This is a genomic window from Actinopolymorpha singaporensis (assembly GCF_900104745.1).
Taxonomy (GTDB): Bacteria; Actinomycetota; Actinomycetes; order Propionibacteriales; family Actinopolymorphaceae; genus Actinopolymorpha; species Actinopolymorpha singaporensis.
This window is the reverse complement of the sequence record NZ_LT629732.1, coordinates 4,971,543-4,992,090: the sequence shown is the minus strand read 5'-3', so window position 1 is coordinate 4,992,090 and position 20,548 is coordinate 4,971,543. Positions and strand designations below refer to the sequence as shown.

Sequence of the window (20,548 nt, the reverse complement as noted above, 5' to 3'; positions counted from 1 at the left end):
ACCGGCATCGTACAGAAGAATCTGTAGCAGACACGACTCTAGCCCGCAGGATCTGAAGATGGGAGCCTGATCGGTGTCCGACCCGAGGTCCACCCGGTCCGTCCCGGTTCGAGACCCGGCCCCTCTTCCGGCCGGGTCGCCGATCGGCCTGCACCGGGTGCTGGAGCCCGCCGGCGCGCTGCCCCAGGCCGCCACCCGGCTGGACACCCGGCGCGAGCTGTGGCCGGACGAGGTGCGGGTCCGGGTGGAGCGGCTCAACCTGGACGCCGCGTCGTACCGCCAGCTGCGCGCGGCCCACGGCGACGACGGCGCCGCCGTCCGCCGCGCGGTCGCCGAGATCGTCCGGGCCCGCGGCAAGATGCACAATCCGGTCACGGGTTCCGGCGGGATGCTGGTCGGCACGGTGGAGGAGGCCGGGCCCGCCTCGCCCCTCGGGCTGGCCCCGGGGGACCGGATCGCCACCCTGGTCTCCCTCACTCTCACGCCGCTGGTGATCGAGGACGACCTGGCCGGCTGGGACGGCCTCGGGGAGCAGGTGCCCTGCTCGGGGTACGCCATCCTGTTCGGCCGGTCCATCGCCGCCAAGCTGCCCGACGACCTGCCGGCGCCGCTGTCCCTCGCCGTCCTGGACGTGTGCGGGGCACCGGCGCTGACCGCCCGCGTCGTCGCGGACCACGCGGGCAGACCCGGCGCCGGCGAGGCGGACGGCCGGCCCGGACCCACGGTGTGCGTCGTCGGCGCCGCCGGCAAGTCCGGGTCCCTGGCCCTGGCCGCCGCTCGGCGGGCCGGAGCGGCCCGCACCATCGGTGTCGTACCGGTGGACAGCGAGGCGCGGGCGCTGGAACGCGCCGGGCTGGCCGATGTGGTGACGATCGCCGACGCGCGCGACCCGGTGGCGCTGGCGGAGGCGGTGGAGAGGGCCGGTGGACCGGCCGACGTGACGGTCGTCTGCGTGGACGTGCCCGGCTGCGAGGGCGGCGCCGTCCTCGCCACCGCGGCCGGCGGGACGGTGATCTTCTTCTCCATGGCCACGTCCTTCAGCGCGGCCGCGCTGGGCGCGGAGGGGCTGGCCGCCGACGTGACGATGCTGGTCGGCAACGGCTACGTCCCCGGGCACGCGGCGTACGCGCTCGACCTGCTACGCGCCGAGGGCGGCGTCCGGGCCCTGTTCGAGGCCAGGATGGACGCATGACCTTCCTGCCCCGCGACCCCCGCCCGCGCCGCGTCCTCCTCCGCGGCGGACGGATCCTCGCCGCCGGTTCCGCGGCCGGTTCCGCGGCCGGTACCGACTCCGCCGTCGGCTCCGCCGTCGGCTCCGGCGTCGGCTCCGGCCCGCCGACCGCGATGGCGATCGAGGGCCGCACGGTCCGGTTCGTCGGCAGCGCGGCGGAGGCGGACACCTGGGCGGCCGGGGCGGACGAGATCGTCGAGCTCGCCGGGCGGCTGGTCACGCCCGCGTTCGTCGACGCGCACGTGCACGTCTCCCAGACCGGGCTGCGCCTTTCCGGGCTGGACCTCGCCGCTGCCAGGTCGCGTACGGACGTCCTGGACGCGGTGGCCCGGCACGCCCGCACCCGCACCGACGCGGTGCTGCTCGGCTTCGGCTGGGACGAGACCACCTGGGCCGATCCCGGGCTGCCGACGGCCGCCGAACTCGACCGGGCGGCGCCCGGCCGGCCGGTCTACCTCGCCCGGGTCGACGTGCACTCCGGTCTGGTGTCCGGTGCGTTGTACGACCGGGCGCCTGCCATGGCGGCCGAGCCCGGCTGGGACGGCACCGGCCGGGTCGAACGCGAGGCGCACCACGTCGCCCGCGACGCGGCGGCGGCGCTGGTCACCGACGCGCAGCGGACGGCCGCGATCGAGACAGCCCTGGCCGCTGCGGCCGCCGCCGGGCTGGGGAGCTTGCACGAGATGTCGGCACCGCACGTCAACGCCGCCGGCGACCTGGCCGTCTGCGCCCGGATCGCGGCCGAGCGGCCGTCGGTGCGGGTCGTGCCGTACTGGGGCGAGCTTGCCCGCACCGGCGGGGTGGAGCGCGCCCGGGAGCTGGGCTGCCTTGGCGCGGCCGGTGATCTGTGCGCCGACGGCGCCTTCGGCTCGCGTACCGCCGCCTTGTCCTCGCCGTACGCCGACCGGCCCGGGCACACCGGACACGGCTACCTCGACGCCGAGGAGGTCGCCGCGCACGTGGTCGCCTGCACCGAGGCGGGCCTGCAGGCGGGCTTCCACTGCATCGGCGACGCCGCCGTCACCGCGGTGGTGGACGGTTTCCGGCTGGCCGAGAAGCGGGTCGGCGGCGACCGGCTGAGCAGCGCACGGCACCGGCTCGAGCACGTCGAGCTGGTCACCGCCGGGCAGGCGTGTGACCTGGCCCGCTGGGGCGTGGTGGTCAGCGGTCAGCCGGCGTTCGACGCCGCGTGGGGTGGCACCGACGGCATGTACGCCACCCGGCTGGGCACCGAACGTGCGCTCGCCGCCAATCCGTGGGCGACGTTGCGCCGGGCCGGGGTACCGCTCGCGTTCGGGTCGGACGCGCCGGTGACGCCGTTCGACCCGTGGGGCGGGGTCCGGGCGGCAGCGTGGCACCACAACGAGGCCGAGCGGATCAGCGTGGCCGACGCGTTCGCCGCGCACACCATGGGAGGCCACCACGCGGCCGGTGACGAGGGCGGCGTCCTCGCGCCGGGAGCCGAGGCGACGTACGCCGTCTGGGACGGCGCGGTACCGGACGGCGGCGCGGCTGCAGCCGGTACGGACGGTGCGAGCCTGCCGGACCTGCGTCCCGGCGCGCCGCTGCCCCGGTGCGTGCGCACGGTCGTAGCGGGTGAGGTCGTGTTCGAACGGGAGCAGCAAGACAGGGAGCAGGCATGAGTACGACCGCGTACCGCCGCCACCTCGACCTCGATCCGGTGACGGTCCGGAAAGCGCGCACGCTGGCCCGTCGCGCCGGCCGGCCGATCGTGAAGCTCGCCCGGGCGCACACCACCGTGTCGGTCGAGCGGGCCGTGCTCCGGCTGTCCGGACTGCGCGGTGCCGACCCCGACGGCACGCCGTGGGTCAACCGGCTGGTGGATGCCGTACGCGCCGACGTCGGCCTCGAACACGGCGTTGCCGGACCCGTGTGGGCGGCACTCGCCCGGGGTGAGGCGGAGGACCTGGCGGCGCTCGCGCAGAAGGCGGCCGCGGGTTCGGTCCGCTTCCACGTGCCCGAGGGTGCCGAGGCCCGCCGGGCCGAACGCTCCTCCCGCCGTGCGGTCGGCGCCGGGCTGCGCGCGATCGACGCCCGCCGGCGCGAACGCGACCGGCTGGTCCGCCGCTGGGGCGACCCGCCGCACCGGCCGTGGATCTACCTCATCGTGGCCACCGGCGACATCCACGAGGACATTCCGCAGGCGCAGGCGGCCGCCCGGGAGGGAGCCGACGTGATCGCGGTGATCCGGTCGACCGGCCAGTCGCTGCTGGACTTCGTGCCCGAGGGCGCTACCCGGGAGGGGTACGCCGGGACGTACGCCACCCAGGAGAACTTCCGGCTGATGCGCGCCGCCCTGGACGACGTGAGCCGGGAGCTGCGCCGCTACGTCCGGCTGACCAACTACGCGTCCGGTCTGTGCATGCCCGAGATCGCCACCCTGGCCGGGCTGGAACGCCTGGACATGATGCTGAACGACTCGATGTACGGCATCCTGTTCCGCGACATCAACCCGGTGCGCACGTTCGTCGACCAGCGGTTCTCCCGGCAGGTGCATGCCCGGGCGGGCATCGTCATCAACACCGGCGAGGACAACTACCTCACCACCGCCGACGCGGTCGACGCCGCGCACACGGTCACGGTCTCCCAGCTGCTGAACGAGTTCTTCGGCAAGGAAGCCGGCCTGGCCGACTGGCAGCTCGGCCTCGGGCACGCGTTCGAGATCGACCCCGACCGGCCGGAGTCGTTCCGGCTGGAGCTGGCGCACGCCCTGCTGGCCCGGGAGCTGTTCCCGAAGGCGCCGCTGAAGTGGATGCCGCCGACCCGGCACATGGACGGCGACATCTTCCGCGGCTACCTGCTGGACGGCTTCTTCAACCTGGCGGGTGTGCTCACCGGCCAGCAGATCCTGCTGGTGGGGATGATGACCGAGGCCGTGGTGACCCCCTGGCTGTCCGACCGCGACCTCGCGTTGCGCAACGTCCGCTACGTCATGAACGCCGCCGGCAACCTGCACGAGGACTTCCGGCCGGCTCCGAACGGCTTCATCGCCCAGCGAGCCCGCCAGGTGCTCGGCGAGGCAGTCGACCTGCTGGAACGAATCGGGGACGACGGCCTGCTGGACGCGATCGCCGACGGCACGTTCGGGTTGATGCGCCGGCCCGCCAACGGCGGCAAGGGCCTTTCCGGCGTGGCGCGGAAGTCGCCCGCCTACCTCAACCCGGCCACGGATCTGCTGGAGGAGGCCCGGTCATGAACGGTCAAGTGATCGGCGGTGCTGCGAACGGCCCAGTCACCAGCGGGCCGGTCGTCCGGCCGTACGGCGACACCACCGGCGACGGGATGGTGCAGCTGTCGTTCACCCTGCCGATCCCGCACGACCGGCGGGCCGAGGGTGCCGCCCTCCAGCTCGCCGGGCGGATGGGGATGGACCCGGCGATGGTGGTGCACGCCAGGGCAATGGGGCCGGACTTCACGTTCTTCGTCGTCTACGGGCGGGTGAGCCACCTCGTCGACCTTGACCAGGTGGAGGTGGTCGAGCGGGAGTATCCCATGCTCGGCCCGAAGGAGGTCAACCTCGCCATCCGACGCGGGCTGCGCCGCCGACTTGTCGTGGTCGGGGCGTGCGTGGGGACCGACGCGCACACCGTGGGCATCGACGCCATCCTGAACGTCAAGGGGTTCGCGGGGGAGAAGGGCCTGGAGTACTACCGGGAGATCAAGGTGGTCAACCTCGGCGCCCAGGTGGCGGTGCCCGACCTGGTGGCGCGCGCGCTCGCCGAACGCGCGGACGCGATCCTGGTGTCGCAGGTGGTGACCCAGCGGGACGCCCACATCCACGGGACGCAGGAGACGTCGGCCGCCTTCCGGGAGGCCTACGACGAGCCGGACCGGCCGCTGCTCGTGGTGGGCGGTCCGAGGTTCGCCGAGTCGATGGCCGCCGAGTTGGGCGTGGACCGGGTTTTCGGGCGGGGCACCACACCCGGGGAGGTGGCCAGCTACCTCGTGCACGCTCTTGTGAGCGAGCGCGCGGCAAGCGGTCGAGCAGCCGGTCACGCACCCGGTCACGCACCCAGTCACGCACCCAGTCACGCACCCAGTCACGCACCCACCCGGGGCGCCGACCCGACGGAGAGGACCGCATGACCGACCAGCTGGCCACCGGGACGGATCCTCGCCTCGGGCTCACCATCACCCACCGCCGGTACGTGTCGTACGCCGAGGCCCACTACGCAGGGCACCTCGTCGCGGGCGGCTACGTGCTCGGCCTGTTCGGCGACGTCGCCACAGAGGTCTGCATCCGTACCGACGGCGACGAGGGCCTGCTCGCGTCGTACGCCGAGGTGCGGTTCCTGGCGCCGGTCCGCGCGGGCGATGTGCTGGAGGTCAGCGCCACGGTCGTCCGGGTGGGCAACCGCAGCCGCGACCTCGACCTGGCGGCCCGGGTGGTGGCCCGGGGCGAACCCGAGCGCGGCGAGTCCGCCGCAGGCGTGCTCGAGCCGCCGACCGTCGCGGTGACCGCCCAGGCGACGGTGGTCGTCCCGCCCGGCTGAGTTCAGCGGTTGGTGGCAGGTTGATCGGGGGTTGGTCGCGGACTGCGGTAGCCTCTAGCCGCTCTCGGCGGGGACCTGCGCGGTCCCGACACGCCCAGACGCCGACACGCCGTACGCAAGCAAATTCTCGGCGTCGAACCGATGACCGGCAGATGGCTGCTGACCTGCGCGTTTTGCCCATCTTCGCAGGTCAGCGGGCGGTTGACACGTGCCTGTCCGGATCGCCATCGTCGTCTCCTGTCCACCGCAGGCCAGGCTCGGTTCGGTTCGCTCTCCGGCGCGATGGGTGAGGAGTCCGGCGCCAGTTCTCTTGTCACGTGTCGACCCGGAGTGCGATCCGTGCGGTGGGGTGGCCACGGAGCGGTCCGCCGCCCAGTAGACAACGGTCACGCGGCACGCAGCCTGCGCGTCGCGGGCCGGTCCGAAGGGCGGGCGGACCGTTCCGTCTTCTCTGGCTCCTTCTGGCTTTCTGCCCCTTCCGGGGCTTCAGCCGGTGCTCCGTCGCCGTTCCTCCCGGCGTTGGGGCGCCGGTTTGTCCGCGATGCCGGGTCCGTCACCGGCCCGGGCACCCCAGCCCCGGCGTGCGCGTTGTACGGTCCTGACATCTGCGTGAAGCGGCCCGTCCAGTGCGTCCCCGGGTGCGACTTCGGCGTTCGCGACCGACGCCCGGCCAGGCGCGGTCACCCACCTCGCGGAAGGGCGGTGCGTTGAGGCTCGAGGACGGCATAGCGTCCCGCTCCCAGACGGCCACTTCCACCACGGCGGAGCCGGACGGTCGTGCCACCCGCTGGCTACGGTTCCTGCTGGCGGTGGCGTCCGGAGTTGCGCTGGCGGCCGCGTTCCCCCCATTCGGCTGGACGTGGACCGTTCCGTTCGCGGTGGCCACGCTCACGCTGGTCTGCAAGGGAACCCGCATACGCACCGGCGCGCTGCTGGGGCTGGGCTTCGGCCTGGGCTTCTTCGTCCTGCTGCTCCAGTGGGTCCGCGTCATCGGTGCCGACGGGTGGCTGGTCCTCAGCCTCGTGGAGGCGTTGTTCGTCGCCGTCCTCGGCGCCGCGCTCACTCTCATCACCCGGCTGCGCTGGTGGCCGCTGTGGGCGGCGACGCTGTGGGTGGGTGTCGAGTTCGCCCGTTCCTCGTTCCCGCTCGGCGGCTTCCCCTGGGGCCGGCTCGCCTACGGCCTGGCCGACACACCGCTGGCGGCGCTGGCCAGTGTGGGCGGGGTGCCGTTCGTCACGTTCGTGGTGGTGCTCGCCGGCAACCTCCTGCTGTGGGCGGTGGTGACGAGTGGCCGGCGGCTCGTCGTGCGGCTGGGCGCGGTGGCCGTGGCCGCGGCACTGGCGTTCTGCGGTGCGCTGGTCCCGCTGCCCACCGACGGCAACGGCACCGCCACCGTCGCGGTTGTCCAGGGCAACGTGCCCTCGCGGGGGATGGAGGCCCTGGGCCGGGCCCGCACGGTGACCCGCAACCACCTCGCCGCCACCGAGGACCTCATGCGGGAGGTGCGCGCCGGCAAGGTCGCCAAGCCTGCGTTCGTTCTCTGGCCGGAGAACTCCACCGACATCGACCCGTTCCACGACCTGCCCACCCGCACGATCGTCGACCGGGCCGTGCAGGACGCGGGAGTCCCGATCCTGGTGGGCGCGATTCTGGACGGGCCGGGGCCCAACTACCGGCGTACGACCGGAGTCGTCTGGGACCCCACCACCGGGCCGGGCCAGATCTACGCCAAGCAGCACCCGGTGCCGTTCGGGGAGTACATCCCCTTCCGGCGTCAGCTGCTGCCCTACATCGACCGGCTCCGGCTGGTCGGCCGGGACACCTACGCCGGCAAGGAACCCGGCAAGATCAGGATCGCCGGCTACCACCCCGGCCTGGTGATCTGTTTCGAGATCGCCTACGACGGGATCGTCCGGCAGGTGGCCGACGGCGCGGCGTCGCAGTTCCTCACCGTGCAGACCAACAACGCGACCTACACCGGGACCGGCCAGCCGCAGCAGCAGTTCGCCATCACGCGACTGCGCGCGGTCGAGTACGGCAAGGCTGTCCTGGTGGCCTCACCCAACGGCATCAGCGGCTACATCGCCCCCGACGGGCACGTGGTGGCGCAGTCGAAGGAGGCCACCCGCAAGGTGTTCGTCGAACGCGTGCCGCTGCGAACCCAGCCAACGCTCGCGGCCCGGCTCGGACCGGTCCCGGAGTGGGTGCTCGCCCTGGCCGGGCTGGCGGCGCTGGCCGTGGCGGTCGACCGCAGGCGACGCGGAGTGGAAGCCGACGACGACGAGCTCACCTGGTCGACGAGCGGGGGAGATCGGTGACCGGAACCAGCGAGCAGTACGCTGCCGGACTCGGTTCGATCCTGGTGGTGCTGCCCACGTACAACGAGGCCAAGAACCTCGAGCGCACCGTCGGCCGGCTGCGGCGTGCGGTCCCGGCCGCCGACATCCTGGTCACCGACGACGCCTCACCGGACGGCACCGGGCAGATCGCGGACCGGCTCGCCGCGCAGGACCCGCAGGTACACGTCCTGCACCGCGCGGCGAAGGAGGGCCTCGGCACCGCCTACAAGGAAAGCTTCGCGTGGGGCCTTTCCCGCGGCTACGACGTCCTGTGCGAGATGGACGCCGACGGGTCCCACCAGCCGGAGGAACTCGCCAAGCTGCTGGCGGGCCTGGCCGACTCCGACCTGGTGATCGGTTCGCGCTGGGTGCCCGGTGGCCGGGTGGAGAACTGGTCCCAGTCGCGTGAGCTGCTGTCCCGCGGCGCCAACCGCTACGCGCAGATCGTCCTGGGCGTCCCGTTGCGGGACGCGACGGCCGGGTTCCGGGCGTTCCGCCGCGCTACGTTGGAGGGCGTCGGCCTGGACGACGTGGCCTCGCTCGGCTACTGCTTCCAGATAGACCTCGCGTGGCGGGCGCTGCAGGCCGGCTTCCGGGTGACCGAGGTGCCGATCGTGTTCCGCGAACGCGAGTTCGGCGACAGCAAGATGGACCTCGCGATCATGATCGAGTCCTTTCGCCGGGTCGCCGTGTGGGGGATCCGGCACCGGCTCAAGCAGGTACGCGGCCGGACGAACGGTCACCAGGTGTTGTCAGAGAGGCGGAGGTGAGCTCGTGGCGCTGCTCGTCGTTCTCGCCCTGATGGCCGTACCCGCCCTGGAGATCTACGTCGCGGTGCAGGTCTGGCACCTCGTCGGGTGGTGGACCCTCGCGCTGCTGCTCGCCGGCAGTGGCCTCGGCGCCTACCTCGTGAAGCGGGAGGGCCTGCGCACCTGGGCGGCGTTGCGGGCGGCGGTCGAGGACCGTCGCGTCCCCGACCGTGAGGTGCTGGACGCCGGGCTGGTGCTCACGGGCGGAGTGCTGATGGTGCTTCCCGGGCTGGTCACCGACGTGGTGGGCTTCCTCCTGCTGGCGCCGTTCCTCCGGCCGCTGTCCCGGCGCGCCCTGCGGTGGGGTGTCGGGCGGGGCGTCAGCCGCCGGGCCGGAGTCGTTCCCGGTCAGAGCTGGCAGGTGAGCCGGTACCTCCGAGGAGGGCCGGGTGGGCCCGGTGGTTCGGCCGGCGCCGGCGGCTCCGGTGAAGCCGACCGTGGGCGGCCGCCGGTCATCGAGGGGGAGGTCGTCTCCGGCGACTCCGGCCACGGCGACACGCCGGGCCGGCCGCGCCAGGGTCGCTGACCGGCCCTCACCCCGACAGCGCCGACCCCGGACAGCGTCGAACCGTGCCGCCGGGGGTGCGGCACGGTTCGACGTACGTACGTGCGAAGGCCGGAACCGGCCGGGTGGGGCGCACGCGTCGTTGCGCAGCGGCCCACGCGGACCGGGCTCAGGCGCCCTTGCGCTGGCGCGGCGGCTTGGGGGTCTTGCCACCCGCCGATGCCTCGCGGTGCAGGTGCTCCGGGCCGATCTGGCCGGACCGCAGCAGCTCCAGGCGCTCGGAGAGGAGCTGCTCCAGCTCGTCGATGCTGCGGCGTTCGAGCAGCATGTCCCAGTGCGTGCGCGGGGGCTTCACCTGCTTGGACTCCGGACGGTCACCGTCGACGCGGACGGCTTCGGCGCCGCATCGCGGGCACTCCCACACCGACGGCACCTCGGCGTCAGCGGCGAAAGGCAGATCGAAGTGGTGGGAATGCGGGCAGTCGTAACTGACCAGCTGGCGCGGCGCGGGAGCGATCTCCCGGTCGTCCTCGTAGCTCGCCGCCCCGAGCCTCGAGCCTCGTAGTGCTCGCTCCGACATAAGCTCTCCATCCCCCTCCATCGTGTATGGACCTCGATGGGCCTAACGTCTGGGCCCCCACCCAGGATTCCCCGGACGGTTGTGAGTGAATCTTCGTACCGGTTCGCCCCTTTCGGGACGACCCTGCGTGACCGGTTCGTGCCTGTTCGGTGACCGGCCCCGCAGTAGCCGGCCAGCGTACCTGCCGCGCCTCAGATCACCGCGGGGGACTCGTTGCCGGCGTCCCGGACCGCCCGCTGCGGGTCGACCCTCGCCAGCAGCACGAACCCGACGACGAAGAAGACCGCGAGGGCGATGATCGCCGGCCGGTAGGAGTGGGTGACCTGGTGGACGACACCGAACACCAGGGTGCCGAGCCAGCTGGTCCCGCGTTCGCACGCCTGGTACAGGCTGAAGTACTCCGCCTCCCGGCCCCGGGGGACGAACTGGCTGTACAGCGAACGCGACAGCGCCTGGGTCCCGCCCAGCACGATGCCGATGAGTACGCCGAGGATCAGCAGCGGTGCCACCTGGCGGGCGGGCAGGAAGTACGCCGCGACGACCACGGCCACCCACACCCACAGGGCGGCGAGGATGGTGCGGCGGCTGCCGACCCGCGCGGCGATCCGGCCGAACAACAGCGCGCCGCCGAACGCCACGAACTGCACCAGCAGGATCGTCGCGATCAGGACGCTCTCCCCGAGCCCGAGCTGGCCCGACGCGTAGACCGAGGAGGCGTAGATGACCGTCTGCACGCCGTCGTTGAAGAACAGGTACGCGAGCAGGAACAGCAGCGTCATCGGGTAGGCGCGGGCCTCGCGCAGGGTGGTGAACAGCTGCCCGACGCTCTGGCGTACGAACGACCCCCGCTCCGGCACGACCGCGACCGGCGGCCGGTTGCGCAGCCCGAGGTACGGGACGAGGGTGAACGCTCCCCACCACAGTCCCGCCGACAGCAGGCTGATCCGGACCGCGGTCGACGTCGAGATGCCCAGCACGCCGTGGCCCTCGACGATGACCAGGTTGACAAGCAGCAGCAGCCCCCCGCCGAGGTAGCCGAGTGCCCAGCCCCTGGAGGAGACGCGGTCGCGTTCGTCCGGGGTGGAGATGTCGCACAGCAGGGCGTCGTACACCACGATGGAGGAGGCCAGGCACAGGTTTCCCACGAAGAGCAGGCCCACGCCGAGCTGCCAGTTCGTCCCGGTGACGAACACCATGGCGGACGCGGCGGCCGCGCCGGCCCAGGCGAACCCGGCCAGCAGCTGCTTGCGGTGGCGGGACCGGTCGGCGGCGGCGCCCACCACCGGAAGCACCAGCGCCGACAGCAGGGTGGTCGCGGTGATGACGTACAGCGGCAGTGAGCCGGGGGACACCGGGATGCCGAGGACCCGCAGATTGGCCGTGCAGGGGTTCTCCGGCGTACCGGGCGCCCCGCAGGCCGCCGTCTCGGCGATCGAGGCGAGGTAGGGGCTGAACAGCACGGTGAGGACCGTGGTGACGTACGCGGAGTTGGCCCAGTCGTAGAAGTACCAGGCGCGCTGCTCACGTCGCCGGGCCCCCGCGTCCGGGACCGGTGCCGCCGCAGTCGTCGCCGCCATACGACCGATCATGACGCCCAAAGGCCCCGGGCGAGGAGCACTTCGCGAAGAGTGTCGATGCGGTCGCTGATCAGTCCGTCGACGCCGAGGTCGAGGAGTGCGGTCATCTCCTCGGCGTCGTCGATGGTCCACACGTGCACCTGCTTGCCGAGGGCGTGTGCCCGGTCGACGAACCCTTCGGTCACCACCCGCAGGCCGTGGTATCCGGTGGGCACCTGGACACATGGCGCGGGGCCGACCAGGTGCGAGCCGAGGAAGACCGGCAGCGGGAGTTTCAGCAGGCCGACCCCGAGCGGCGACAGGCCGGTGGCCACCCGTGGGCCGAGCAGGCTGCGGGCGGCGGCCAGCCGGGCACCGGAGAACGACGAGACGCACACCCGGTCGTGCGCGGCGGTGCGGGCGATCACCTCCGCCAGCGGGCGGATGGCGTTGGCCTCCTTGACGTCGATGTTCACCCGCGCAGACGGCCAGGTGCCGAGGATCTCCTCCAGGGTCGGGATCTGCTCCCGCCCGCCGATCAGTGCCTTGGCGACCTCGGCGTAGGGCAGGTCGCCGATCCGGCCGGTCCGGTCCGTCACCCGGTCGAGGTGGTCGTCGTGGAACGCGACCAGCACGCCGTCACTGGTCGCGTGCACGTCGGTCTCGAGGTATCGGTAACCCAGCGCGACCGCGTTGGCGAACGCGCGCATGGAGTTCTCGATGCCCACGTTGGGTGCGTACTTCGCTCCGCCGCGGTGGGCGAAGGCGAGGGGCACCTCCGAGCGGAGGTACGGGTAGGAACGCGGCGGGGTGGCTGGCACGCCCGAAAGAGTATGCGGTACCGGCCGATCCGGTAGGCCGTCGACGATCACGAGCCCATCACGAGGGACCGGCGAGTCGTCGAGGTGGCCAACCGGGCTCGGGACTGCTGCAGGCCGACGTGCGGCCGTCACTTTCTGCCATCAACCCAGGGTTGACGCACATGGTGGGTCAACCTAGGGTTGACGGCATGACACCCGCACCCAGCCTTCAGGACCTCATCGAGACCGTCCGCCGCGACGCCGGGGACGACGAACTCGACCAACTGGCCACCGCCCGCGCGATGGTCAACGACCTCAGCGAGACCGGCGACGCGCTGCTCGGGCACTACGTCGACCGGGCCCGCCGCAGCGGCCGGTCATGGACCGAGATCAGCAACGTGCTCGGCGTCACCAAACAGGCCGTCCACAAGCGGTGGGCCGGGCCGTCGATCGAGGGCTTCGAACGCTTCACCGCCCGGGCCCGCACCTGTCTGGCCGCGGCCGGTGACACGGCCCGGGCGATGGGCCACAACTACGTCGGCACCGAGCACCTGCTGCTCGGCCTGTACGCCGAACCCCAGAGCATCGCCGCCCGGATCCTCACCGAGGCGGGCACGGGGCCGGCGGCCGTCCACGAGGCGGTCCGGACCCGGCTCGCCGCGTTCACCCCGCCCGAAGGGGCGGCCCCGGCCAAGGCGGCGGGACAGGAACTGCCCCGCACACCACGAGCGAACGCCGCCCTCGGTGCCGCGGTCACCGAGGCCCTGCAGCTCGGCCACAACTACATCGGCACCGAGCACCTGCTCCTCGGGCTCTACCACGACTCCGGCTCGGTCGCGGCCCAGGTGCTCGCCGAACTCGGGCCGGACAAGCAGACCGTGCACGACAAGGTGGTGGAACTCCTCGCCGGTTTCACCAACCCGGCCACCTGACCTGCCGTAGGAAGTGACCAGGCCGTACGACCGGGTTCGGTCGTACGGCCTGGGTCGCGGCGGTTCGGGGGCTACGGCGCCCACAGCTCCAGTTCGGTCAGGCCGATGTAGACGCCGTAGTTGACCGGGTTCTGGTTGGTGCCGACCATCCGGAACCCGGACGCGCGGACGGGAGCGAAGTCGACCGCGTTGAACCCTTCCGCCGGCTGCTCGGGGGAGCGGCCCGTCTCCTGCACCGGCGTCCAGCCGGAGCCGTTCCAGTACTCGATGGCGTAGTCCTTCGGCGGTTTGACCCCACCGTTGTCGTTGTAGAAGTGCAGGGTGATCCGGCTCGCGGTGACCGCCCGGTCGAAGCGGACGGCGTACCAGTCCTGCGCGTTCTTGGAGTTCCACGACGTCCACCGCGGTGAGGCGGCGTAGGAGCCGTCCAGCGGGCCCAGCACCGTGTCGCCGGGATAGGTGTACGACGCGGTCGGGGTGACCGTCAGGCCGAGTGCGGACGCGTCGGAGAGCAGGTTGCCGTTGCGTACCTCCACCTCGCGCACCTCGACGCTGCCACCGGACGGGGCGTCCAGTGTCAACCTGAGCTTGCGCGTCTTCACGGTGTCGAAGCGGACCGTGGTGCGGCCGGCTCCCGGCGTTGCCGGGCTGGTGGTGGCGTTGGAGACGTCCAGCCAGTCGCTGCCCGTCCAGGCCTGGACGTGGATGCCGGCCGGCGCGGTGTCGGCGGATCCGGCGTACAGCGTGACGGTGTTGACCGGGCGGGCCCGCATCAGGTCGACCGCGACCCAGGCGGAGGTGCCGGCGGCCGAACGCCAGGCACTGTCGGCCCGTACGGACCCGTCGACGAGCGACCACGGGTCACCGGAACCGGCCGAGGCGGAGGGCACCGGCGTACCGAAGGGTGCCTTCGTGCCGAGCGCGTTACCGGCGAGGTTGCCGGCCGACACCGGGGCGAACTCGGCCAGACCGACGGCGTTGCCGCCACCGGGGTTGCCCAGCACGACCCGAAGCCGCTGTGTGGTCACCGGGTCGAACGCGATCTCGTCGTGCCCCGTCGCCGGACCGGCCGGAGACGGGCGGGCGTTGTCGACCGGCTGCCAGGCGTCGCCGGTCCAGTACTCCACGGTCGCCTTCGCCGGGGCGGCGTACCCGTCACCGGAGCGGAGGTCCAGCCGCAGGGCGTCGACCGTGCGCGCCAACCCGAAGTCCACGCCGTAGAAGTCGGTGGCGTTCGGCGAACCCGCGGTGGACCAGACCGCGCCGTCGGTCCGGCCGTCCAGCGGAGCCCACCGGGACGCGTCGTCGCCGGTGGACGCCAGCGGCGACGGGTCACCCTGCGCAGCGGGGTTGAGGGCCAGGTCGGGCGCGACGTCGGGGGTGACCGGTGTGGTGGTGAAGGCGAGCGCGTCCAGCCACACGCGGTACGGGCCGCCGACAGCCGACGTGCGTACCTCCACCGCGTGCAGGGCTTTAAGGTCGGGGTTGCCGGTCACCTTGCGGGTCCACGCCTTGTCCCCGCCCAGCGGCACGACGACCCGCTGCCAGCCGCCGCGGGCCTCGGCGTAGTCCAGCGACCAGGGACTGAGGTAGTTCTTCGCCGGGGTGTACTCGATGTAGTTGCCGGCGTCCTGCACCAGGCGGATGGTCGGCTGGTTGCCGTCGAAGCCGTCGCGTACCTCCTGCTCCGACGCCATCCAGAACTCCAGCCGGTCCGCGTTCGCGGTGTCGATCGCGCGGCGCGGCTGGTAGCGCCACGTGACGTCGTGCGCGGTGCCGGAAAGCCGGATCGAGGACCGGCCGAGCAGTGCGCGCGTCGGGTCGGGGGCGATGTTCGCGGTGGTGCCGGGGTTGCCGGCGTCGTCGGAGGTGACGCGCGCCGACCAGTCGCCCCGGTCGGCCACGTCGGTGCCCTGCTCGCCTCCGGGGGCCAGCACGTAGACGTCGCGGTGGTCCAGGCCGGCCAGCCCGCCGTCGTCGACGGTCAGGCCGACCCGGTGGAAGCCCGGGTCGAGGAAGCGGTGGGTGACCCTCGCGTCGGTTGCGACGTCGCCGTCGCCGAACTCCCAACGGTAGGAGAGCTTTCCGCCGTCGGCGTCGGTGGATCCGGACGCGTCGAAGGTCACCTCGTCACCGGCGTGCACAACCGCCGGCGTCATCGCCGCCTTCGCAACCGGCGCGTTGGCGCTGGCCGCGCCGTCGAGGGTGAAGACACCGGACACGTGCGCGTCCTGCTTGATCGCGCCCGAACCGTTGCCGGTGACGGTGTTGCCGGCAAGGGTCAGCCAGCGCGCGTCGCGAATGTAGATGCCGTACGTCGTGTTGTTCTCGATCCTGTTCCGCTGGATCACCCAGTGGTAGGCGGGGTAGTCGGCGAGGTAGCCGATCGCCACCCCGGCGGAGGTGTTGTCGTGGACGTGGTTGCCGTCCAGGACGAAGTGGCTGGAGGACCCGTTGACCACGGCGATGCCTGCGTTGCCGAACGGCTCGGGCGCGTTGTGGTTGTCCCGGCCGTTGTAGGCAGCCTCGTTGCCGATCAGGACCGTGTCGTCGGAGCTGCCGAGCCAGAACCCGTAGCTCGCGTGATTGCCCTTGTTGCGTACGTAGGTGTTGCCCGGCGACCACGACTCCCAGGCGTTGTTGTGCGCCCAGGAGGCGTCGTTGCCCTCGAAGTAGTTGCCGGTGGAGACGACACCGTTGAGCGGGCGCAGGAAGACGCCGTCGCCGCCGTAGGTGAAGTCGTTGCGCAGAACGCGGTTGTCGTCGGAGCCGGTCTCGATCAGCGCACTCGTGGAGTCGCGGGCGTGGGTCTCGCCCGGGGCGATCCGGATTCCCCAGCTGAAGTTGTTGTCCTCGATCCGGTTGCGGGAGGCCGACCACATCTTCAGGCACACGTTGGAGCAGTGCGAGAAGTCGTTGTGGCGTACGAGATTGTCGTCGGCGTAGTGCAGAGCGAGGCCGTTCCAGTTCTCGTGCGCGGTGTTGTTCTCGATCCGGGAGCGACTCACGTGTTCCAGCAGCACCGCGCCGGCAAGCTTGCCGTCACCCCAGCCGAAGTCGGGGTCGGTGTAGTTGCCGGAGAACGTGTTCTGGTTGATCGTCCAGTCCTGCGCGGACCGCACGTGCAGGGCGGTCTCGAATCCCGACACCGACAGGCCGGTCAGTGTCGCGCCGGACACACCGGTCGCCGACACGCCGGTGCCGACGAAGCTGTCCGGCTTGCCCTTCTGGCCGGGGCCGCGCAACGTCACGCCCGTGCCGTTCACACGAACGCCGTCGGCGCCGATCACGATGCCCTGGCCCGAGGGGAAGTCGTACACGCCGGGTTTGAACGTGGTGTCCTGCGTGATCACCATGCCGGGTTCGGGTTCAACCAGCGGTGTCGCCGCAGACGCGGGTAACACGTTCGCGGTGGCGAGCAGAAGGGCTGCCCCCACGGCTGCGACCACATGACGGGATACGGGCATTGTCGACTCCCTCGTTGGCACGGTCGAGCGATGGGAAGAACAACCGGTGGATCAACATCGACAAGCGATTCCGGCACGTTCTAGTCCGCCGCTCGCCGCGTCGTCAAGGTGCGATTGCGGAATTAACCGTTGTTGGCTGCGGATTCGGCTGAGAAACCTGTTTCCCTAGGCGCTGCACAGCCAAATGTGGGAAACGTTTTCCCACTCAGTCGTCGGCTTCGCGCGCGGGTGTGCGCAAGGCCGTGAACGCCACGAGGAACGCGGCCGTCAGGAGCCCGGCGCCGACGGCGAAGGCGAGGTGGTAGCCGCCGGTGAGTGCCACGGCCTCGTGCGCGCCGGCGTCGAGCAGGCCTGCGGTGCGGGCGGCGGCCAGTGTGGACAGGACGGCGACCCCGACTGCCATGCCGATCTGCTGGGTGGTGTTGAACAGCCCGGAGGCCAGCCCGGCATCGGCGTCGCTCGCGCCGGACATGCCCAGCGACGTGAGTGCCGGCAGAGCCAGCCCGAAACCGGCGGCGAGCAGCATCACCGGAAGCAGGTCGGTGAGGTAGTGCGGATGGACCGGCACTCGCGTCAGCAGAGCGAGCACCCCGATCAGCAGCGCCAGGCCGGTGAGCAGAACCGCGCGCTCACCGAAGCGGGCGTTGAGCCGCGCCGAGAGCCCGAGCGAGACCGCACCGATCACGACGGCGGCGGGCAGCATCGCCAGTCCGGTCGCCGAGGCGCCGTATCCGACGACCCGCTGGAGATACTGCGCCACCAGGATCTGGAACGCGAAGCATGCGGCGACCATCAGCACCTGAACGAGGTTGGCTCCGCTGACGGCCCGCGAGTTGAGGATTCGCAAGGGCATGAGCGGAGTGGCGGCAGTGGCCTGGCGGCGTACGAACGCGGCGAGCAGCGCCACCGAGAGCGCGCCGAGCGCCAGCGTGGCCGGCGAGGTGACACCGTGCCGTTCGATGGTGACGACGGCGTAGATGCCCACGGTCAGTCCGGCGGTGACCAGCAACGCGCCCGCGACGTCGGCTCCGGCCCGCAGGCCGAGGCCGCGCTCGCCGGGCAGCACCCTCCCCGCCAGTACCAGGGTGGCGAGACCGATCGGCAGGTTGATCCAGAAGATCCAGTGCCAGCTGAGAAGGTCGGTGAGGACGCCACCGAGAACCTGTCCGATCGAGGCTCCCGCGGCCCCGGTGAAGCTGAACACCGCGATGGCCGAGGCGCGCTCGCGCGGCCGGACGAACAACGTGACCAGGATGCCCAGGCTCACCGCGGCTGTCAGTGCACTGCCCACACCCTGGGCGAAGCGGGCGGCAATGAGCATCACCGGAGTGTGCGCCGCCCCGGCCACGACCGACGCGAGGGTGAAGGTGGCCAGGCCCGCGACGAACACCCGTTTACGGCCGAGCAGGTCGCCGAGTCGTCCGGCCAGCAGCAGCAGGCTGCCGAAGGCGATGAGGTACGCGTTGACGACCCAGCTGAGTCCGGTGGGGGAGAAGCCCAGGTCGCTCTGGATCGCCGGCATCGACACGGTCACGATGCTGCCGTCGAGGATGTTCATCAACATCCCGGCGGCGAGTACGGCCAGGGCCAGCCGACGGCGGGAGGTGGACGGAGCCGATGGCGCCTCGGTCACAGGAGGCGGCGGAGGTGGAGACGGGTGCGATGGCGATGCTGCGGTCGCGGACACGGTGTTCCCTCTGTCGTATGAGGCTGACGTGCGGTCTGGAGAGACCGTAGCAGATAGTCCCGTTGCAGACGATCTGCTTCTGGTCTGGCAGTGAAAGACCTCTACCGGGTCAACCTGACCGCGCTGCCTGGCAGGGCCCGGGTCGAGCGCCGCGGCGCGCTGAGTTCTCCTTGTTACGAAGGGAATCCCGCTCTGTGGAGAACGAATCGTTGTCGGTGGTTGCCGGTAGGGTTCGAACATGTCTTCGAGCTTCCAGGTGTCTTCCGGTGTTGGGGGTGGCGGTAGGCCGCCGCATCCGTTGCTGGCTGCCCTGGAGTTGCTGGCCGCCGCCAACGACGTCGTGTTGTCCACGTCTGTGGTGTCGTTGACGGCCGAGCAGGTCGGTCAGGCGCTGGAGGTACTGGGTAGGGAGATCGCCCGAACCAACGCGGGACTGCTGCGGCTGGTCCGTCAGGCCGAGGCCTGTGACGTCGGCAAGCTCACCGGGGCGCCGAACGCGGCGGTGTATTTGCGGACGGCTCTGCGGATGAGCAGGCACGAGTCCTCGGCTGTGGTGGGGTTGGCGCGCGACCTGGACATAGCGGTCCCGTCGACCGGGGAGGCGTTGGCTCGGGGTGCGGTGTCGGTGCGGCAGGCGCAGGTCATCGCTGATGCGGTCAAGAAGCTCCCCGACTACGTGGGTCCGGAGGAACGGGTCGAGGCGGGCGGGTTCCTGATCGGCAAGGCCCGGTTCCACAATCCTGATGAGCTGCGGGTGCTGGGTACGAAGCTTCTGGAGCGGGTCGCGCCGGAGGAGTACTACCGGCAGCTGGGCGAGGAACTGGCCAGGAAGGACCGCACAGCAGAACAGAAACGGTCCCTGCGCTACTCCCCGAACGGGGTCCCGCAGTCGGAGTCGGTGCACATCAGCCTGCCGGTGTGGGAGATGGAACTGCTCCGCAAACTCATCGAACCCCTCGCCGAACCCGTCAAGGGGGCAGACCCAGACAGGCGGCCGATCGACCAACGTCGAGGCGACGCGTTCGCTGAGTTGTTGAGCCTGCTGGCTGCTGCGGCGCAGGCGCCCGTCCGTGGCGGCAGACCACCCCAGGTCGCGGTCACCATCCCACTCGAGGCGCTCCTGAAGGGCACGGGTGCGGGGACGGTCGACGACACCGCAACTGTTGTGCGTCCCAGGCCGTGCACCTGCCCCTGCACAGACCCCAAGTACGCCAAACAGAGCACCAAGAAGCCCGCCGAGGCCGGTGGGCGGACGGCGGGCGACCAAGGAGGCGCCGGAGGACCGGAAGCACAAGCAGGTAAGGAGAAACGGCGACCACCCGGCACCGGCGCGGCCGCGGACGGGATACCCCCACCGCGAGAACCCGGGCAGCACCCACAACCACACAGCGAACCCGAGCCCGGACCGGGGGCCACTACGGGAAGGGTTCCGGCCACCGGGCCGGAGCCGGCTACCGGACCGGATCCGGAGGGGACCGCCGACCCGGCAGCCGGGCCGGAGGCTGACGCCGCTCCGGAGGGTGTGGCGGGGCCGGAGGCTGCCGTCGACCCGCATGACGGGTGCCCGGCCTGTGGAGGTGGCGGGTCAGCCCGCTACCTCGGTGTCGACGGCAAACCGATCTCGGTCGCCACCGTGCGCCGGTTGGCGTGCGAGGCCGACCTGATTCCGGTCGTGCTCGGCGGGGACGGGCAGGTCCTTGACCTCGGCCGCTCCGACCGGTTCTTCAAAGAACATCAACGCCGTGCACTGGCCATCCGCGACGGACACCACTGCAACTTCCCCGGCTGCCAGATCCCCGAACCACGCTGCGTCACCCACCACATGAAGCCCTGGGACCGGGGCGGCCCGACAGACCTCGCCAACGGCGTACTGCTCTGCCGCTACCACCACGTCACCGTCCACCACAAAGGCTGGCAGGTGCGGGTGGGCAGCCACGGCCGCCCCGAATACGTACCGCCCGAGTGGTCCGATCCGAAGCGACGCATCCTCCGCCCGTAAACCAGGTCACCCCGGGGAGCATCGACTCCCCGGGAAGCTCTCACAGCAATCTCACGGCTGGCACAAAGGAGGTTCTCAACCCGCGAACGCACGCGCGAAGTCAGCCGAGCCGCATTAGAAGCGACCGGA

At 71.6% G+C, this 20,548-nt stretch carries 15 protein-coding genes; 10 read left to right on the top strand and 5 right to left on the bottom strand.

The annotated features are described in order from the left end of the window. Window positions 1–73 precede the first annotated feature (73 nt). From kdd to BLU27_RS22410, 8 genes are all read left to right on the top strand, one after another. Window positions 74–1,192: an L-erythro-3,5-diaminohexanoate dehydrogenase gene (gene kdd, locus BLU27_RS22445; RefSeq protein ID WP_241827576.1), complete on the top strand. Its 1,119-nt coding sequence runs from the start codon at window positions 74–76 to the stop codon at window positions 1,190–1,192. Continuing rightward, window positions 1,189–2,874, top strand: coding sequence for an amidohydrolase (locus BLU27_RS22440; RefSeq protein ID WP_092655653.1), 1,686 nt, complete (start codon window positions 1,189–1,191; stop codon window positions 2,872–2,874). Before kdd ends, BLU27_RS22440 begins: the two co-directional genes overlap by 4 nt. Then, window positions 2,871–4,448: a lysine 5,6-aminomutase subunit alpha gene (kamD, locus tag BLU27_RS22435; RefSeq protein WP_092655652.1), complete on the top strand. Its 1,578-nt coding sequence runs from the start codon at window positions 2,871–2,873 to the stop codon at window positions 4,446–4,448. The genes BLU27_RS22440 and kamD overlap by 4 nt, the downstream gene beginning before the upstream one ends. After that, the gene (gene kamE, locus BLU27_RS22430; protein ID WP_092655651.1) at window positions 4,445–5,338 is read left to right on the top strand and encodes a lysine 5,6-aminomutase subunit beta; all 894 of its coding nucleotides are present in this window, start codon (window positions 4,445–4,447) and stop codon (window positions 5,336–5,338) included. The genes kamD and kamE overlap by 4 nt, the downstream gene beginning before the upstream one ends. Next, the gene (gene kal / locus BLU27_RS22425) at window positions 5,335–5,745 is read left to right on the top strand and encodes a 3-aminobutyryl-CoA ammonia lyase (protein ID WP_092655650.1); all 411 of its coding nucleotides are present in this window, start codon (window positions 5,335–5,337) and stop codon (window positions 5,743–5,745) included. The genes kamE and kal overlap by 4 nt, the downstream gene beginning before the upstream one ends. 707 nt (window positions 5,746–6,452) lie before the next feature. Next, window positions 6,453–8,063, top strand: a complete 1,611-nt coding sequence (gene lnt / locus BLU27_RS22420) for an apolipoprotein N-acyltransferase (protein WP_092655649.1) — start codon at window positions 6,453–6,455, stop codon at window positions 8,061–8,063. Continuing rightward, window positions 8,060–8,854 (top strand): polyprenol monophosphomannose synthase, encoded by a 795-nt coding sequence (locus BLU27_RS22415; protein ID WP_092655648.1) that lies wholly within the window; start codon window positions 8,060–8,062, stop codon window positions 8,852–8,854. The genes lnt and BLU27_RS22415 overlap by 4 nt, the downstream gene beginning before the upstream one ends. 4 nt (window positions 8,855–8,858) lie before the next feature. Continuing rightward, window positions 8,859–9,419, top strand: a complete 561-nt coding sequence (locus tag BLU27_RS22410; RefSeq protein ID WP_092655647.1) for an FxsA family protein — start codon at window positions 8,859–8,861, stop codon at window positions 9,417–9,419. A gap of 148 nt (window positions 9,420–9,567) precedes the next feature. Here BLU27_RS22410 and BLU27_RS22405 read toward each other — a convergent pair whose 3' ends face one another. The 3 genes from BLU27_RS22405 to BLU27_RS22395 all read right to left on the bottom strand — a co-directional run bounded on the left by BLU27_RS22405 (window position 9,568) and on the right by BLU27_RS22395 (window position 12,355). Further along, window positions 9,568–9,978 (bottom strand): RNA polymerase-binding protein RbpA, encoded by a 411-nt coding sequence (locus tag BLU27_RS22405; protein WP_092655646.1) that lies wholly within the window; start codon window positions 9,976–9,978, stop codon window positions 9,568–9,570. A 191-nt stretch (window positions 9,979–10,169) separates the two neighbouring features. Then, window positions 10,170–11,555: an MFS transporter gene (locus BLU27_RS22400; RefSeq protein WP_092655645.1), complete on the bottom strand. Its 1,386-nt coding sequence runs from the start codon at window positions 11,553–11,555 to the stop codon at window positions 10,170–10,172. A gap of 8 nt (window positions 11,556–11,563) precedes the next feature. Beyond that, window positions 11,564–12,355 (bottom strand): glycerophosphodiester phosphodiesterase family protein, encoded by a 792-nt coding sequence (locus tag BLU27_RS22395; protein WP_092655644.1) that lies wholly within the window; start codon window positions 12,353–12,355, stop codon window positions 11,564–11,566. A gap of 188 nt (window positions 12,356–12,543) precedes the next feature. Here BLU27_RS22395 and BLU27_RS22390 point away from each other — a divergent pair, with 188 nt between their 5' ends. Continuing rightward, window positions 12,544–13,266 carry a Clp protease N-terminal domain-containing protein gene (locus BLU27_RS22390; protein ID WP_092655643.1) on the top strand — a complete coding sequence of 241 codons (723 nt, stop codon included), beginning with the start codon at window positions 12,544–12,546 and terminating at the stop codon, window positions 13,264–13,266. A gap of 71 nt (window positions 13,267–13,337) precedes the next feature. Here the strand turns inward: BLU27_RS22390 and BLU27_RS22385 are convergent, their stop codons facing one another. Both BLU27_RS22385 and BLU27_RS22380 read right to left on the bottom strand, forming a co-directional pair. Next, window positions 13,338–16,622 carry a galactose-binding domain-containing protein gene (locus BLU27_RS22385; protein ID WP_172805013.1) on the bottom strand — a complete coding sequence of 1,095 codons (3,285 nt, stop codon included), beginning with the start codon at window positions 16,620–16,622 and terminating at the stop codon, window positions 13,338–13,340. Between the two features lie 316 nt (window positions 16,623–16,938). Beyond that, window positions 16,939–18,366, bottom strand: a complete 1,428-nt coding sequence (locus tag BLU27_RS22380; RefSeq protein ID WP_241827575.1) for an MFS transporter — start codon at window positions 18,364–18,366, stop codon at window positions 16,939–16,941. Between the two features lie 292 nt (window positions 18,367–18,658). Here BLU27_RS22380 and BLU27_RS22375 point away from each other — a divergent pair, with 292 nt between their 5' ends. Next, window positions 18,659–20,419 carry an HNH endonuclease signature motif containing protein gene (locus tag BLU27_RS22375; protein WP_092655640.1) on the top strand — a complete coding sequence of 587 codons (1,761 nt, stop codon included), beginning with the start codon at window positions 18,659–18,661 and terminating at the stop codon, window positions 20,417–20,419. Window positions 20,420–20,548: the final 129 nt, after the last annotated feature.

What these genes read in the sequence shown, in the direction of transcription:
- BLU27_RS22375 (WP_092655640.1), top strand. Translation starts at nt 18,659, where the DNA reads ATGTCTTCGAGCTTCCAGGTGTCTTCCGGTGTTGGGGGTGGCGGTAGG.
- BLU27_RS22390 (WP_092655643.1), top strand. Translation starts at nt 12,544, where the DNA reads ATGACACCCGCACCCAGCCTTCAGGACCTCATCGAGACCGTCCGCCGC.
- kal (WP_092655650.1), top strand. Translation starts at nt 5,335, where the DNA reads ATGACCGACCAGCTGGCCACCGGGACGGATCCTCGCCTCGGGCTCACC.
- BLU27_RS22385 (WP_172805013.1), bottom strand. Translation starts at nt 16,622, where the DNA reads ATGGTGATCACGCAGGACACCACGTTCAAACCCGGCGTGTACGACTTC.
- kamD (WP_092655652.1), top strand. Translation starts at nt 2,871, where the DNA reads ATGAGTACGACCGCGTACCGCCGCCACCTCGACCTCGATCCGGTGACG.
- kamE (WP_092655651.1), top strand. Translation starts at nt 4,445, where the DNA reads ATGAACGGTCAAGTGATCGGCGGTGCTGCGAACGGCCCAGTCACCAGC.
- BLU27_RS22400 (WP_092655645.1), bottom strand. Translation starts at nt 11,555, where the DNA reads ATGGCGGCGACGACTGCGGCGGCACCGGTCCCGGACGCGGGGGCCCGG.
- BLU27_RS22440 (WP_092655653.1), top strand. Translation starts at nt 1,189, where the DNA reads ATGACCTTCCTGCCCCGCGACCCCCGCCCGCGCCGCGTCCTCCTCCGC.
- BLU27_RS22405 (WP_092655646.1), bottom strand. Translation starts at nt 9,978, where the DNA reads ATGTCGGAGCGAGCACTACGAGGCTCGAGGCTCGGGGCGGCGAGCTAC.